Here is a 15,438-nt window from a genome sequence, read left to right on the forward strand (position 1 = left end):
GAACAGCCTCTCGCGCCGACCAGCGCCGAAGGAGCGTGAGCACCCCCGAACGGCCTTGCGCAGTACTACGCAGCGCGGTGACGTCGAAGTCCCGAGCATCCGGCCGGGGCGCCCCTCCTCCCGCGCGCGGGAGGAGGGGGTGTGCGGGGACTCACGCCGCGGCGGCGAGGACGGTCCGTTCGACCGTGCGGCGCAGGGCCGCGTCCAGTCCCGCGGCGACCGTGACGCTGAACGAGTCGACCACGGTGCCGCCGAGGGTCGCCACCCGCGCCCACCGCACGTCGGCCCCGCACTCCTCCAGCGCACCGGCCACCCGGTGCAGCAGGCCGATGCGGTCCGCCGCGCGCAGTTCCAGCACGACGGCGCCGCTCGCCTCGTCGTCGAACCACAGCACCCGCGGCGGTGGCGGGTCCTGCGGCGGGCCTCCGTAGTCGCGCTCCTTCGCGGCGAGCTTCTCCTCCAGCGACAGCGTTCCGTCGACGACCCTGGTGAACTGCTCGCGCAGCAGCGCGACGTCGGGCATCGACCCGAACCTCGGGGACACCGTGAACACGCCGACCGCCACGCCCTCGTGGGTGAGCATGGTCGCCGCGTGCACCTCCAGCGAGTTCAGCGCGAGCACGCCGGCCGCCTTGGACAGCACACCGGGCGCGTCCACCGCCACGACCGTGACGGTCGCCGCGTGGCCTCCCCCGACGAGGAGGACGTCGGGCCTGCGGCAGGAGCGGACCCTCGCCGCCAGCTCGCGCTGCCGCTCGTCGAGCGGTTCCGGCACGGGCAGCGGATCACCGGCCATGACCGCGCGGCAGCGCCGCACCAGGTCGGCCACCAGCGACGCCTTCCAGCCCGACCAGGTGCCGGGCCCGGTGGCGAGCGCGTCGGCCTCAGCCAGGGCGTGCAGCAGTTCCAGCAGCACCGGATCGCCGCCGAGCGTCTCCACGACGCGGCGCACCGTGGCGTCGTCCTCGACGTCGCGCCGGGTCGCCGTGTGCGGCAGCAGCAGGTGGTGGCGCACCAGCGCGGACAGCACCAGCACGTCCTGCGGCCACAGACCGAGCCGCTCGCCGATCTGCGTCGCCAGCGCGGCGCCCACCTCGGAGTGGTCGGCCTGGCGGCCCTTGCCGATGTCGTGGATCAGCGCGCCCAGCAGCAGCAGGTCCGGCCGGGACACGCCGGTGACCAGGCGCGCGGCGTTGGCCGTGGCCTGCACGAGGTGCCGGTCGACGGTCCAGGTGTGGGCGGCGTCGCGCGGCGGCAGGTCGCGCACGGCGCCCCACTCGGGGAACAGCCGTCCCCACAGGCCGGTGCGGTCCAGCGCCTCGACGACGTCGACGAGGCCCGATCCGCTGCCCAGCAGCGCGAGCAGCTCCTCGCGGGCCTCGCGCGGCCACGGCTGGCGCAGCTCGGGAGCGGTGTCGGCGAGCCGCGACAGCGTGCCGGCGGCGATGGGGTGCTTGCTGCGCGCGGCGGCCGTGGCGACCCGCAGCAGCAGCGCCGGATCGCGCGACGGCGAGGCGTCGCGGGCGAGGGCCACCTCCGAGCCGTGCAGCACCACGCCCTCGTCGAGCGGCCGGCGGGCCGGTGCGCGTCGCAGCGGTGAGCGGGCGAACACGCCGAGACCGCGTCTGGGCACGGCGGCCCGCGCGGCCCGCACGGCCACGTCGGAGGCGTAGACGACGGTGCGCGCGGCCGAGGACATGGCCCTGGCCAGCGCGAAGCGGTCGGCGAGACCGAGCGCCGCCGCCACCTCGTCGCCGTCCTGCGCCCGCAGCACGTCGCGCGGGCGGCCGGCGGCGCGGCGCAGTTCGGTGCGCACGTCCAGCAGGAGCTTGCGGGCCTCGTTCACCTCGGCCGACGGGCGGTCGACGAGCTGGGCCGCGGACAGGGCGTCGAGGATCGTGATGTCGCGCAGGCCGCCGCGTCCGTGCTTGAGGTCGGGCTCGACGCGGTGGGCGATCTCGCCGCTGCGGGCCCAGCGGCGCCGGGACGACTCGGTCAGCTCGTCGATCCGGGTGCGGACGCCGGAGCGCCATGCCTGCTTCGCGCTCTCGGCGAGCCGCTGGGAGACCTCGGGGTCACCGGCGACGTGCCGGGCGTCGAGCAGGCCGAGCGCGGTGCGCAGGTCTCCGGAGGCCACGCGCAGCGCCTCGCCGACGGTGCGCACCGAGTGGTCGAGGCCGATGCCGGAGTTCCACAGCGGGTACCACAGGCGCTCGGCGACCTCCTCGACCTGCTTGTGCCCGCTGTGCACGAGCACCAGGTCCAGGTCGGAGTAGGGCACCAGCTCGCGCCGTCCGAGGCCGCCGACCGCGACCAGGGCGAGCCCGCTGCCGGGACCGCCGACGCCGGACGTGCCGGCGTGGGCGGTCAGCCAGAACTCGTGCAGGTCCACCAGCGCTTCGCGCAGCAGCTCCGCTGCCAGCCGGCGGCGACCCGGTGCGAGCAGGCGGTCGCGTGCTCGCACCAGGTCGTCAGCGGTGACGACGGCCGCTCCGGGGTCGGTCTCCGGTCCAGAGACGCTGTCCATGCCGCCGTCCTCCCCGATCCCTCTCGCCCGCGGGGTTCGCCGGGGCGTCGTTCGTCGGCCCCGGTCAGAGGGCGTCGGTGCCGCGCTCTCCGGTCCGGACCCGGATCACCGTGTCGACCGGGGTGACCCAGACCTTCCCGTCGCCGATCTTGCCGGTGCGGGCCGCCTCGACGACCGCGTCCAGGACCTTCTCCACGGCGGCGTCGTCGATCAGGACCTCGATGCGCAGCTTCGGCACGAAGTCCACGGCGTACTCGGCACCGCGGTAGACCTCGGTGTGGCCCTTCTGGCGGCCGTAGCCCTGGACCTCGCTGACGGTCATGCCGAGCACACCGAGCTGTTCCAGTGCCGTCTTCACGTCGTCGAGCGTGAAGGGCTTGATGATGGCGGTGACGAGCTTCACGACTTGCTCCCCTCGAGAACGGCGCTGGCGCCGTCGGCGACACTGCCCTTGCTGCTGGAGCCCCGCGCGCCGGAGAAGCCGCCGAAGTCGTAGGCGGTCTCCGCGTGCTCGGACTCGTCGATGCCCACGGACTCGGCCTCCGCGCCCAGGCGGAACCCGATGGTCTTCTTGATCGCGAAGCCGATGGCGAAGCTCAGCACGAACGAGTAGGCCAGCACGGCGACCGCGCCCACGGCCTGCCGCCAGAGCTGGTCCACTCCGCCGCCGTAGAACAGGCCGTCGACACCGGCCGGAGCCTCTGCGCTGGCGAAGAAGCCGATCAGGAGCGTGCCGGAGAGACCACCGACCAGGTGGACGCCGACGACGTCGAGCGAGTCGTCGTAGCCGAAGCGGTACTTCAGGCTGACCGCGAGCGCGCACAGGGCGCCGGTGACGACCCCGATGGCGATGGCGCCGAGCGGGGTGACCGACGAGCAGGCGGGGGTGATCGCGACCAGACCGGCGACGACGCCCGAGGCCGCGCCCAGGGTGGTGGCGTGGCCGTCGCGGATGCGCTCCACGAGCAGCCAGGCGAGCATGGCGGCGCAGGTGGCGACGGTGGTGTTGATGAAGGTGACACCGGCGGTGGCGTTCGCGCCCAGCGCGGAACCGGCGTTGAAGCCGTACCAGCCGAACCACAGCAGACCGGCGCCCAGCACGACCAGGGGCAGGCTGTGCGGCTTCATGCGGTCCTTGGGCCAGCCGGCGCGCTTGCCGAGGACCAGGGCCAGGGCCAGGGCCGCGGCACCGGCGTTGATGTGGACCGCGGTGCCACCGGCGAAGTCGATCGCGGCGAGGTCGTTGGCGATCCAGCCGCCGGGGTCGACCACGTTGCCGTCCGCGTCCTTGCCGTCGAAGTCGAAGACCCAGTGCGCGACGGGGAAGTAGACGACCAGGGCCCAGATCCCGGCGAACAGCAGCCACGGGCCGAAGCGCGCGCGGTCGGCGATGGCGCCGGAGATCAGCGCGACGGTGATGATCGCGAACATCGCCTGGAAGGAGACGAAGACCGTCGTCGGGATCGTGCCGAACGCGGACTCGGGGTCCAGGAGCCCGGCGAGGCCGAAGAACTCGAAGGGCTTGCCGAGCAGACCGCCGCCCACGTCGGCGCCGAAGGCCGTCGAGTAGCCCACGAGCACCCACAGCACCCCGACGACGCCCATCGCGCCGAGGCTCATCATCATCATGTTGAGCACGCCCTTGGAACGGACCATGCCGCCGTAGAAGAAGGCGAGTCCTGGCGTCATCAACAGAACGAGTGCGGCACTGGCCAGCACCCAGGCGGTGTCCCCTGTGTCCACGTCGACCTCCACTGCGCGTCGGTTGCAGGGAGCATCGAGACGTCCTGTTTCACCCGGCTTCGCGCCAGGTTTCGCGGAGGTGAACTGTCCCGCCTCCGCTGTTACAGGAAGATGTCGTCCTCTTCTCGTCCGGACGCCGTCCTGCTCGCACCGTCCGGGCACGACGTTCTTCCGGTGACCACCCGTGTCCGCTCCTGCGCCCGTACGAGTGGCTTCCGCACGCACGAGCGGCCCGCGACGCGGGTGCGTCGCGGGCCGCCGTGGTGCGGTCGACGGCCGGGGTCAGGCGGTCCAGCCGGGGATCGACGGGGACGGGCCGTTCGGGAGGACGTCCGGACGGGCGGAGCGGGACCGCGGCTGCGGTGCGGGCTCGACGGCGGCGCAGCGCGTGCCGTCCGCGGGCGCGCGCAGGCCGATCAGGTAGCCGTCCACGGCGCCGCGGGTGCACTCGCTGCGGTCGTAGACGCCGTGGCCCCAGCCCTCGTAGGTGAGCAGGGTCGTGGCCCGCCCGGCCTGCCGGTGGGCGTTGACGGCCCACTCGTAGGCGGTCGCCGGGTCGTACAGCGCGTTGAGCATCAGGATCTTCGGAGCGCCGGAGATCCGCAGCCGGTGCTGCGGGTTGGTGGCGTCGCCGAGCCCGATGCACGAGGTCACCGCGCGGTGGCCGAGCGCCGAGGTGCGCATGTGCGGCGCGTTGCGCTGCTCGCTCTCGTGCAGCCGGACGTACTCGCGGTAGTCGCGGACGCGCACCTGCCAGTCCTGGCAGAACACGGCCGGGAACGGGTTCTGCGCCGTCTCCGGCTCCTCGGCGAAGGCCGTGAAGGCCGACGCGTCGGTGGCCGTGCCCGCGTCCAGCTCGGCCACGAGTTCGGCCAGCTCCTTCCAGGCCGGACCGTAGAAGTAGCTGTTCGCCGCGCTGCTGATGTCCTGCGCGGTCAGCTTCTCGCCGGGAGCGCCGGGAACCTCGACCTCACCGCGGTCGGCCTTCTCCAGCAGGCCGTCCCACACCTTCGCCACGTCCTGCCCGTGCAGCGCGCAGCTCTCGGTGCGGTCGCACCACCTCACCCACTCGTTCCACGAGCTCTCGGCCGTGCGGGCCTCGGAGTCCACGAACTGCCGGGTGTTCAGGCTGTGGTCCATGTTGCTGTCGATCACCATGGCCCGGATGCGGTCCGGGTGCTCCTCGGCGTACTGCTGGCCGATGAGCGTGCCGTAGGAGAGGCCGTAGTAGCTGATCTTCTTCTCGCCGAGCGAGCGCCGGATCGCCTCCACGTCCTCCACGACCGACAGCGTCGACACGTGGTCGTACAGCGGACCGGTCTGCTCCCGGCAGTCCCGCTGGAGTTCCCGGTTGTAGTCGGCGAGCTGGGCGAACTCGGCCTCGTTCGCCGGGTAGTGGCTCGGCTGGCGCAGCAGCACGTCCAGCGAGCAGCGGACCCCGTTGCTGCGGGCGACACCGCGCGGGTCGAAGCCGACGACGTCGAACTTCGCCAGGACCTCCGGGCTGAAGTAGGTGTCGGCGCCCAGCGCGAAGTCCACTCCCGAGCCGCCGGGACCACCGGGGTTGACGAGCATGACGCCGACGCGCTGCGCCGGGTCGGTCGCCCCGCGCCGCGCCACGGCCAGGTCGAACGTCTCCCCCCGCGGCTTCGACCAGTCGACGGGAACCGCGAGCGTGCCGCACTCGACGGTCGGGACCTCCTCGCACGGGCCCCACGTGATCTGCGGCGGCTGGTAGCCGCCTGCGGCGCTCGCGGCGTCCGCCGGTGCGGCGCTCGCACCGGTGACCCCGGCGCTGGCCACGAGAGCCGTACCGGCCAGCGCTGCCCCCAGCGCCCTGATGATCCGATGCACAGGTTCCTCCCTGGTTCCTGTTCGGAAACGGATCGCGGGAGCCTCTGACACACCCTGACGGGTGCAACGTACGAACACCCCTGCACACCCCCGCGACAGTGCGTCGAGGTTTGCAGCACGAACAGGGCACAACAACCAACCAAGGTATGAAAGGGGTATCAACCTGTGGTGGGTTGCCAACTCACAGTCACTTCTGAGTGGCGGCGATCCCCTCGGGCGGGAGGCTCGCGAGTCCGGCGCGACCGCCCGGCGGCAGCACCACGTCGTCGCCGAGGACCTCCACGCGCGCCGCGTCGTGCCGGTGTCGTGCGGACCCACGAGGACCACGCGGCCGTCGCGCACGCCCACCGCGCGGGCGACCTCACCCTCGGGAGTGAGCACCCGGCGGGCCGTGAACACCAGGTCCGGCCTCACGGGTCCACGCCACGCGACGGGGCCCGCTCCCGCGAGCCCCCCCAGGACCTCAGACGTCGAGCCGGATGGGTCCTCCCACCTCCGCCAGCGCCGCGCCCATCGCCGCGACGAGGTCGAACGGCGTGCCGCGCACCTCGGCACGGGCGACCGCGAGGTTCACCACGTGCCGCTCGGGGTCGAGCCAGCCGGGGTGGCGGTCGCGGGCCAGCGCGGCCAGCTCCGGCAGCTCCTCCGGTCCGTCCGCGACCTCGAGCAACCAGCGCAGGTACCCCTGCACGCGGCCGATCAGGCCCTCCTCCACCGCGCTCACCGGGCCGTGTCCCGGCACCAGGGTCGCGGCGCCGAACCCGGCGAGCCAGTCCAGCGCCGCCGCCCAGCCGGTGACCGAGCCGGAGAACGCCAGCGGGCACACGCCGTCGAACAGCAGGTCGCCGGTGAACAGGACGCCGTCGTCCGGCACCCAGACCACGAGGTCTCCGTCGGTGTGCGCGGTGCCGGGCACGGGCAGCACGTGCGCCTCGATCCCGCCGAGGTCCAGGCGCAGCGGCTCGACCACGGGCGTCGTGGACTCCGGCGGCGTGACGTCGCCCCAGGTCGAGCACTCGAACACACCGGGGTAGAGGTGCGGGCCCGCCGCGACGACGGCGCCCGCCGAGGGCGAGGCCAGCACCTCGCCGCCGCGCTCGGCGACCTGACGAGCGCCGTTGGCGTGGTCACCGTGGGCGTGGGTGAGGACGGCGCGCAGCGACCCCCCGTCCGGGATCACCGCGGCCACGGCGTCCAGCAGCTCGCGACTGCGCTCCTCGGTGGCGAACGTGTCCACCAGCAGCACCCCGTCGCGGCCGGACACCCAGCCGGCGTTGTTGCGGAACCAGCCGCCGGGCAGCTGGAGGACGGCGGACGTGCTGGAGCTCAAGATCTGCACTGCGCTCATGCGCACGACGCTCTCACACGCGCCGCCGCAGCGGGCGGGAGGCGAGGAACAGCAGTGCGGATGCGCCGGAAGTGGTGACCGCGAGTGCGGGGGGCTCGCCGGTGCGGGCTGGTCGGGGGAGAACGGCTGCCACCGTGTTCTCGGCCGCGAGGCCGGTTCCGCGCTGGGGACGTGGGCACCCCGTGCCTGGTCTGGACGCGTGCGACACCGCTCCCGCCGACGCACTGCGGCCGCTGCTGATCCGGTGCCTCGCGGTGCCGCGCCGGGCCGGAGCACAGCCGGACGCCGGGCTCGCCCGGTGCTCGCTGCCCGAGCTCTGGGGGACGGTCAGCCCCGGCGCATCGCCGTCCGCTGCGCCCGCCAGCTGTGGAACAGGTCGCCCTCCTCGTACCAGTCGACGACGGTGGGCCGCTCCGCCGTCTCCATGAACTGCACCAGCACCGCCCGGAACGTCGTCAGCGGAAGTCCCGTCCCCGGCGGGAAGTCGGTGAACCTCTCGTCCACGAACGGCGCGTCCGGATCGCCCTTCGGCCAGCCGGCGAAGCTGTTGTCCACGTAGTTCACGTACCCCCACCCGCCGCGCACCGCGAGCACCACGTTGTGGTCGGGCTCGCCGTCACGGTCCAGCGGCCGGGCGAAGTGGTCGAGGGTGCCGTCGTTGCACTCCGGGCGGGCCAGCGCGGCGACGAGGGTGTCGACGTCCGCAGCGCAGGCGACCACCTGGAAGTGGTTCACCGCCCCCTCCAGGTCCGGCAGTCCGGTCCAGAGCCCGGCGCGCATCGTCATGGGGCAACTCTGCGCCGTGCACCGCGTGCAATTCACCGTCCGGGCAAGGAGACCACCCGATCTAGTGGCTACCCGTCACGCCCGGCGAACGCGCGGAGCCGATCGGGGGAGAGACCGGCGATCTTCTGCCCCTCGGCCGGGCGAGAGCGCCGCAGTCGGCCGCTCGCAGGGACGAGGCGGACAGCGCCTGCGCCGTCGCGAGTTCGTCGAGGACGCTCCCCGCCGTTCGTTCCGCGCAGGCGCGCAGCCGCGCGTCGGCCTCCGCACGCCGGTTCCAGCGACCGAGGTCTGCACGACGTGCCCGGCGACGTCGCACGCGCCGTGCGCGAGGTGCTGCTGAGCCGCGCCGAGACCGCAGCCCGCCGTGCAGTCGCAGGTGCCGAAGCTCAGTCGGCGCAGGCCGAGCCGGGACTGCGGCGGCGGGCACGTGCGCGTCGCGCACCGCGGCACCCCGAGTCGAGCGCTCGCGCGCCGAACGGTCGAATCGGGGTGCCTGAACGGGTGACTCGCGATCAGCCCAGGAGGGCGTCCACGAAGGCGCCGGGCTCGAACGGGGCCAGGTGGTCCGCACCCTCGCCCAGACCCACGAGCTTGACCGGCACGCCCAGCTCGCGCTGGACCTGGAACACGATGCCGCCCTTGGCGGTGCCGTCCAGCTTCGTCAGCACGATGCCGGTGATGTCGACGACCTCGGCGAACACCCGCGCCTGCGTCAGGCCGTTCTGGCCGGTGGTCGCGTCCAGCACCAGCAGCACCTCGTCCACCGGCGCCTGCTTCTCCACGACCCGCTTGACCTTGCCCAGCTCGTCCATCAGGCCGGTCTTGGTGTGCAGGCGGCCCGCGGTGTCGATCAGGACGGTGTCCACTCCGCGCTCCACGCCCCGCTTCACCGCGTCGAAGGCGACGGCGGCCGGGTCGGACCTCTCCGCCCCGCGCACGGTCTCCGCGCCGACCCGCGAGCCCCACGTCTGGAGCTGGTCGGCCGCGGCGGCGCGGAACGTGTCCGCGGCGCCCAGCAGGACCGTGCGGCCGTCGGCCACCAGCACGCGGGCGAGCTTGCCGGTCGTGGTGGTCTTGCCGACGCCGTTGACGCCGACGACGAGCACGACGGCGGGCTTGCCACCGCCCGCCGGGTCGCCGTGCGGCAGGGCGTGCACCGCGCGGTCGAGGTCGGGGCGCAGCGCGTTCACCAGCACCTCGCGCAGCACCGTCCGCGCCTGCTCCGCCGTGCGCACGCCGCGCGTCGTGATCTCGGCGCGCAGCGCGGTGACGATCTCGGTCGTGGTGGCCGCGCCCAGGTCGGCCACGAGCAGCGTGTCCTCGACGTCGGTCCAGGAGTCCTCGTCCAGGTCACCGGCGCCGAGCAGGCCGAGCAGGCCGCGGCCGAACGTCGACTGGGAGCGGGAGAGCTTGCCGCGCAGGCGCTCCAGGCGGCCCGAGGTGGGCTCGATCTCGTCCAGCTCGACCGGCTGCGCCGCGGCGGGCACGGGCTCGGTGACGGGTTCGGCGCGCTGCGCGGGAACGGGTTCGGTGATCGGCTCGGTCCGCTGCACGGGCACCGGCTCGGTGACGGGGTCGGCCGGTGCGCCCGCCGCGTCGGGGAGCGTCACGTCGACGAAGCCCCGGCGCACGGAGTCGCGCGGCACGGACGCGTCGTCGCCCACACCGGGCTGACCGTCCACCTCGGTCCGCTCGCCCACCGGGTGCTCGGTCGCCGCGGCGGGCACGGACCCCCCGCCGGGGGCGAGGTCGATGCCACCACCCGCCCGGTAGCGGTTCTTCTTGTCCTCCACGCCGGGCGCGGGTTCCCGGTCGGTCAGGCTGATCCGCCTCCGGCGGGTCAGCACGACACCGGTGACCACCGCGACCACCAGCACGGCGACGACGGCTACGACGATCCAGATCAGCGACTCGGTCGACACGGCCTCATCCTCCCATCCGCTCCACGACGGCGCGCGAGGCCGCGCGTGGACCCTCCACCAGGCGTTGCTCTTTCCGGCGAACGTCCCACCCGAAGCCCTTGCGCCCGGTCCGTCCGTGGAATAGACCACACCACGTGCGCACGACCAGGGTGATCGGTCTGGTCTCCGGCACTTCGGTGGACGGCATCGACGTGGCGGTCGCCGACCTGCGCCTGGACGACGGGGTGGTCGAGCTGACCCCGGTGTCGACGACCGTGGTCCCCTACGCCGACGAGCTGCGCGCCGACCTCCTCTCCGCGCTGCCGCCCGCGGCCAGCTCGGCGGAGCAGATGTGCCGCCTCGACACGCTGGTGGGCCGGGCCTTCGCGGACGCGGCCGCGTCCGCCGGGCCGGCCGACCTCGTCGCCTCCCTCGGCCAGACCGTCCACCACTGGGTCGAGGGCGGGCGCTGCCTCGGCACGCTCCAGCTCGGACGCTCGGCGTGGATCGCCGAGGCGACCGGCCTGCCCGTCGTGGCGGACCTGCGGGTGCGCGACGTCGCCGCCGGAGGCCACGGCGCGCCGCTCGTCAGCACCCTGGACTCGCTGTGGCTGGGCGAGCTCGCGGCGTCCACCGGCGCACCGGTCGCGGCCCTGAACATCGGCGGGATCGCGAACATCACCGTCGTCGCGCCGGGCGAGCGGCCGCTCGCCCTGGACACCGGTCCGGGCAACGCGCTGCTCGACGCCGCGGTCCGCACGCTCACCGGCGGCGCCCGGAGCAGGGACACCGACGGAGAGATGGCGCTGCGCGGCACACCCCGCGCCGACGTGCTCGACGTGCTGCTCGCCGACCCGTACTACGCCGCGCCGCCGCCGAAGTCGACCGGCGTGGAGCACTTCAACGGCGAGTACCTGCTGCGCGTCACGGAGGGGCTGCCGGTCCTGCGGGCCGAGGACTTCCTGGCGTCGCTGGTGGAGCTGACCGCCGTGACGATCGCCGACGCGTGCCGCGCGCACGGCGTCGCGACCGTCGTCGGGTCGGGCGGCGGGATGCGCAACCCCGTGCTCGTCGCCGCGCTCGCCCGGCGCCTGGGCGAGGTGGAGCTGCGCGGCAGCGACGAGCTGGGCCTGCCGTCCGACGGCAAGGAGGCCGTGCTCACCGCCCTGCTCGGATTCCTGACCTGGCACGGGGTTCCGGGCAACGTCCCGAGCGCGACCGGCGCCTCCGGCCCCAGGACGCTCGGCAGCATCACCCAGGGCGCGAGCCCGCTGCGACTGCCGCCGCCGGCGGAGAGCCCCGTCACCGGGCTGAGGATCCGCACCACCGCAGGAGGTCCACGTGCGCGCTCTTGACCTCGTCGTCATCGCCGTCTTCCTGATCGGAATGCCTCTGCTGGGCGTGCTGCTCGGTGGGAAGCAGAGGTCCGCCAACGACTACTTCGTCAGCGACAGCAAGATCCCCTGGTGGGTCGTGTGCCTGTCGGTGGTGTCCGCCGAGACGTCCACGCTCACCGTGCTGAGCGTGCCGACGATCGCCTACCTCGCGACACCGGCGGCGGGCGGCATGACCTACCTGACGCTCGCGACGGGCTACGTCGTGGGCCGGATCGTCGTGTCGTTCGTGCTGCTGCCCAAGTACGTGGCGGGCGATCTCGTCACCGCCTACGCGTTCCTGGGCCAGCGCTACGGCGACGGGCTGCGCGCCACCGCCTCGTCGACCTTCCTGATCACCCGGCTGCTGGCCGACGGGCTGCGGCTGTTCGCCACGGCCATCCCCGTCAAGGTCGTGCTCGCCAGCTACGGCCTGACCACGTCCTACTGGACGATCGTGGCGGTGCTCGGGCTCGCGATGGTGCTCTACAGCTTCTTCGGCGGCGTGCGCGCGATCGTGTGGGTCGACGCGATCCAGATGCTCTGGTACGTCCTCGGCGGTGTCGCCGTCGTGTGGGTGCTCGCCGGGCGGCTCCCCGACGGGTGGCTGGGCCAGGCGTTCGACGCCAACAAGTTCCAGCTCTGGGACTTCAGCTCCAGCCCCCTGACCGGCGCCTACCCGTTCGTCGCCGCGTTCTTCGGCGGCGCGCTGCTGTCCATGGCGTCGCACGGCGCCGATCAGCTCGTCGTGCAGCGCCTCATGGCCACCAACGACGTGCGGGCGAGCCAGAAGGCGCTGATCGCCAGCGGCTTCGTGGTGTTCCTCCAGTTCGCCTTCTTCCTGCTCATCGGCGTGATGATGTGGGTGTTCTACGAGGGGCTCGACCCGGTGAGGGAACTGGGGCTGGGCAACAAGGACGAGCTGTTCGCGAACTTCATCGTGACGGAGATGCCGAGCGGCCTGTCCGGTTTCGTCATCGCCGGCATCCTGGCCGCCGCGCTGTCCTCGTCGCTCGGCGCGCTCGCGTCCTCGACCGTGACCGACGTCTACGAGCGCGTCCGCCGCCAGCCGCTGACCGACACCGAGCGCCTGAAGCAGGGCCGGATCTGGACGGTGGTCTGGGCCGGGCTGCTGATCGTCTGCGCCGGACTCTTCGCCTCCTCCAACAGGAGCACCGCCGACCCGATCGTCGTGCAGGCGCTCGGCATCGCCGGGTACACCTACGGCGCGCTGCTCGGCGCGTTCCTGCTGGGACTGATGATCAAGCGCACGAACCAGACCGACGCGGTCGTGGCGTTCGCGGTCACCGTGGTGGTCGTGGCGTTCGTGATCCTCGCGGTGAAGTTCGTCGGACCGGCGCAGTCGGTGACGATCCGGTTCGGCCCGGCCGACGCCGCCGCGGAGATCCGCTCCCTGACCGGGTGGTGGAACACCCCGCTCGGCGTGGCCGTCACGCTGCTCGTGGGCGGCCTGATGTCGTTGCGCCACGGGCCTCGCCGGGACGAGCCCGCGGTGGAGGAGGCGACGGCGGCGTAGCTCACGCGGCCGGGCGGGTCCGGTAGGCGACCAGCTCTTCCCGGAGCTCGAAGCCGAGCCGGTCGAACGTGCGGCGGGAGTCGTTGCCCGCCAGCACGGCCGCGACCACCCGCGGTCGCGCGCCGCGGGCGGCGGCCAGCTCCCAGACCAGCTCGGTGATCAGCGCCGCGCCGACGCCCCTGCCCCGCAGCGCGGGCTCGACCGCGACGAAGTCGACGTGGTGCTCCTGCGGCCGCGCGGTGCCCGCCGCGTAGCCGAGGACGTCGTCGCCGTCCATCGCGACGACCACCGTGTGCCCCCGCGCCCGCTCCACAAGCTGCCGCCCGGACGGGTGGGCGCCGGGGAAGCACCGCTCGTGCAGCACCGCCACGGCCTCGTGCACCGCCGGATCGGTGGGCAGGGAGCGCATCTGGCGCGCGGGCCCGGTGCGCGGGCACCCCGCCTCGCGCAGCAGGAGGGAGCGCAGCGCGTCCCCGTCCGCGACGAGGACGCCGCTGGCCCGGTCCGCGGCGAACCCGTGCCGCCGCGCGAACGCGGCGAGCCTGCGGTGCTCGGTGCGGCCGCACAGCTCGCGGTCGGCGACGACGCGCAGGCGCGGCAGTCCGACGGCCGCGGCGTGCAGCGCGTCCGCGGTCTGGTCCCAGATGCGGCTGCCAGCGGGGTGGTTGAGGGGGACGTCGACGAAGGGCCCGTGCAGCCGCGCGCGCCGCGGCGCGACGTCGACGCCGAGCACGCCGCACAGCCGGCCGGTCTCGTCCACCGCGACGACGGAGGACGCAGCCCAGCTCGGCTCGAACCCGGCCAGATCGGCCGTCAGCTCGGACGGGGTCTCGCCGAGGTACCCGATGTGGTGCGCCGGGTCGGCCTGCAAGCGCGCCAGCAGCGCGATCACGGCGCCGAGGTCGGCCTGCTCGGCGCAACGGATGTCGTACATGAGCGCATGGTCGCCCGCGCGTCGCCGCGACGCGACGGAGTTTTTTCTCCTGCCGAGCGCGACGGCCGCCCCACCCGTCGTGACCGGTACCGGAAGCGGAGCGGGAACGTGTTCCGCGGCACTCCGGACCGGCCGCCATCCCCCTAGGGTCGGATCCATGACACGCGTGGACGAGATCATCGACATCCCGTTCGACGACGCCTTCCGGTTCGACCCCTCCCCCACGTGGGAGCGGTTGCGCGACACCCGCCCGGTGGCGAGGGTGCGCACCCTCGCCGGCGCGGTGGTCTGGCTGGTCACCCGCTACGACGACGTCCAGTTCGTGCTGACCGATCAGCGGTTCTCCCGCGCCGCGACCGTCGCACCGGACGCGCCGCGCGTCGCGGTGTCCCGGCCGCTGCCCGGCACCCTCCCGACCACCGACCCGCCCGAGCACACCAGGTTGCGCCGCCTGGTCTCGACGGCGTTCGCGCACCGCGCCGTCGAGCGGGTCCGCCCGTGGATCGGCGACCTGGCCCGCCGGCTCGCCGCCGACGTGGAGGCCGCCGGGACGGGGGCCGACCTGCGGCAGCTCTTCGCGCTGCCGCTGCCCGTGCAGGTCATCTGCCAGCTCCTCGGCGTCCCCTACGCCGACCGCGACCGCTTCCGCGCGTGGACCGAGCTGGCCTACAGCATGTCGGTGGAGGAGGAGCCGCGGGTCGAGGCGGCGATGGCGAGCCTGACGGACTACGTGGCGGGCCTGGTGGCCGCCAGGTCCGCGAGCGCCGGGGAGCCGCGGGACCTGCTGGACGAGCTGGTGCGCGGCACCGACGAGGGCTCGCTCAGCGGGCCGGAGCTGGTCGGCTTCGCCCTCAACCTGCTCGTCGCGGGGCACGAGACGTCGGCCAACCAGATCGGCAGCTTCGTCGCCTCGCTGCTGCGCGACCCGGCCCACTGGGACCACCTCGTCGAGAATCCCGGTCTCGTGCCGTCCGCCGTGGAGGAACTGCTGCGGTTCAACCGCCTCAGCGAGGTCGGTCAGCTGCGGGTCGCGACGGTCGACGTGGAGGTGGCGGGCACCACGATCCGCGCGGGAGAGGGTGTGATGGCGGCCATCGGCTCCGCCAACCGCGACCCGCGCGCCTTCACCGATCCCGACGCGCTGGACCTGGCGCGCACTCCGAACCGGCACCTGGCACTGGGGGCCGGGCCGCACTTCTGCCTCGGCGCGCAGCTCGCCCGCATCGAGTTGCAGGAGTCGTTGCTGGCCCTGCTCGACCGGTTCCCCCAGCTGCGGCTGGCGGTCCCGGCGGAGGCCCTGCCGTGGCGAAGAGTGCTGGTGAGCGGCTTGGCGGAGCTGCCGGTCGAGTGGAGTTGACCACCGGTGGGGACACCGCCGATCCGGGTGCATGTGAGGCGTGCGGCCTTGCAGGCGGACTTCCGGTGGTGGACCCTG

Annotated in this window: 12 protein-coding genes; 3 read left to right on the top strand and 9 right to left on the bottom strand. The window is 73.7% G+C overall.

Annotated elements, in window-relative coordinates; all coding sequences use genetic code 11:
• Window positions 1–151: 151 nt before the first annotated feature.
• The 8 genes from IMZ35_RS02015 to ftsY all read right to left on the bottom strand — a co-directional run bounded on the left by IMZ35_RS02015 (window position 152) and on the right by ftsY (window position 10,180).
• The gene (locus tag IMZ35_RS02015; protein ID WP_199439113.1) at window positions 152–2,527 is read right to left on the bottom strand and encodes a [protein-PII] uridylyltransferase; all 2,376 of its coding nucleotides are present in this window, start codon (window positions 2,525–2,527) and stop codon (window positions 152–154) included.
• Window positions 2,528–2,591: 64 nt separating this feature from the next.
• Complete coding sequence (locus tag IMZ35_RS02020; RefSeq protein ID WP_199439114.1) at window positions 2,592–2,930, bottom strand: P-II family nitrogen regulator; 339 nt, start codon at window positions 2,928–2,930, stop codon at window positions 2,592–2,594.
• The gene (locus IMZ35_RS02025; RefSeq protein WP_199439115.1) at window positions 2,927–4,270 is read right to left on the bottom strand and encodes an ammonium transporter; all 1,344 of its coding nucleotides are present in this window, start codon (window positions 4,268–4,270) and stop codon (window positions 2,927–2,929) included. Before IMZ35_RS02025 ends, IMZ35_RS02020 begins: the two co-directional genes overlap by 4 nt.
• A 282-nt stretch (window positions 4,271–4,552) precedes the next feature.
• The gene (locus tag IMZ35_RS02030) at window positions 4,553–6,124 is read right to left on the bottom strand and encodes an alpha/beta hydrolase (protein WP_199439116.1); all 1,572 of its coding nucleotides are present in this window, start codon (window positions 6,122–6,124) and stop codon (window positions 4,553–4,555) included.
• A 463-nt stretch (window positions 6,125–6,587) separates the two neighbouring features.
• Window positions 6,588–7,472, bottom strand: coding sequence for an MBL fold metallo-hydrolase (locus IMZ35_RS02035; RefSeq protein ID WP_199439117.1), 885 nt, complete (start codon window positions 7,470–7,472; stop codon window positions 6,588–6,590).
• 327 nt (window positions 7,473–7,799) lie between these two features.
• Entirely contained in the window at window positions 7,800–8,258 is a 459-nt protein-coding gene (locus IMZ35_RS02040) for an Imm1 family immunity protein (RefSeq protein WP_199439118.1), read from the bottom strand.
• Window positions 8,259–8,333: 75 nt separating this feature from the next.
• Complete coding sequence (locus IMZ35_RS32375) at window positions 8,334–8,708, bottom strand: DUF6986 family protein (protein ID WP_498063208.1); 375 nt, start codon at window positions 8,706–8,708, stop codon at window positions 8,334–8,336.
• A 62-nt stretch (window positions 8,709–8,770) separates the two neighbouring features.
• Window positions 8,771–10,180: a signal recognition particle-docking protein FtsY gene (gene ftsY / locus IMZ35_RS02045; protein WP_199439119.1), complete on the bottom strand. Its 1,410-nt coding sequence runs from the start codon at window positions 10,178–10,180 to the stop codon at window positions 8,771–8,773.
• 134 nt (window positions 10,181–10,314) lie between these two features.
• On the opposite strand from ftsY, the gene IMZ35_RS02050 reads away from it, so the two are divergent.
• Window positions 10,315–11,514, top strand: a complete 1,200-nt coding sequence (locus tag IMZ35_RS02050; RefSeq protein ID WP_307867668.1) for an anhydro-N-acetylmuramic acid kinase — start codon at window positions 10,315–10,317, stop codon at window positions 11,512–11,514.
• A complete protein-coding gene (locus IMZ35_RS02055) occupies window positions 11,501–13,069 on the top strand; it encodes a sodium:solute symporter (RefSeq protein ID WP_199439120.1) in 1,569 nt (522 codons plus the stop codon). The genes IMZ35_RS02050 and IMZ35_RS02055 overlap by 14 nt, the downstream gene beginning before the upstream one ends.
• Before the next feature lies 1 nt (window position 13,070).
• Here the strand turns inward: IMZ35_RS02055 and IMZ35_RS02060 are convergent, their stop codons facing one another.
• A complete protein-coding gene (locus IMZ35_RS02060) occupies window positions 13,071–14,003 on the bottom strand; it encodes a GNAT family N-acetyltransferase (RefSeq protein ID WP_199439121.1) in 933 nt (310 codons plus the stop codon).
• A 157-nt stretch (window positions 14,004–14,160) separates the two neighbouring features.
• Between IMZ35_RS02060 and IMZ35_RS02065 the strand changes: the two genes are divergently transcribed.
• Window positions 14,161–15,360, top strand: a complete 1,200-nt coding sequence (locus IMZ35_RS02065; RefSeq protein WP_199439122.1) for a cytochrome P450 — start codon at window positions 14,161–14,163, stop codon at window positions 15,358–15,360.
• Window positions 15,361–15,438 lie beyond the last annotated feature (78 nt).

This window comes from Umezawaea beigongshangensis, from assembly GCF_016464305.1.
GTDB lineage: Bacteria > Actinomycetota > Actinomycetes > Mycobacteriales > Pseudonocardiaceae > Umezawaea_A > Umezawaea_A beigongshangensis.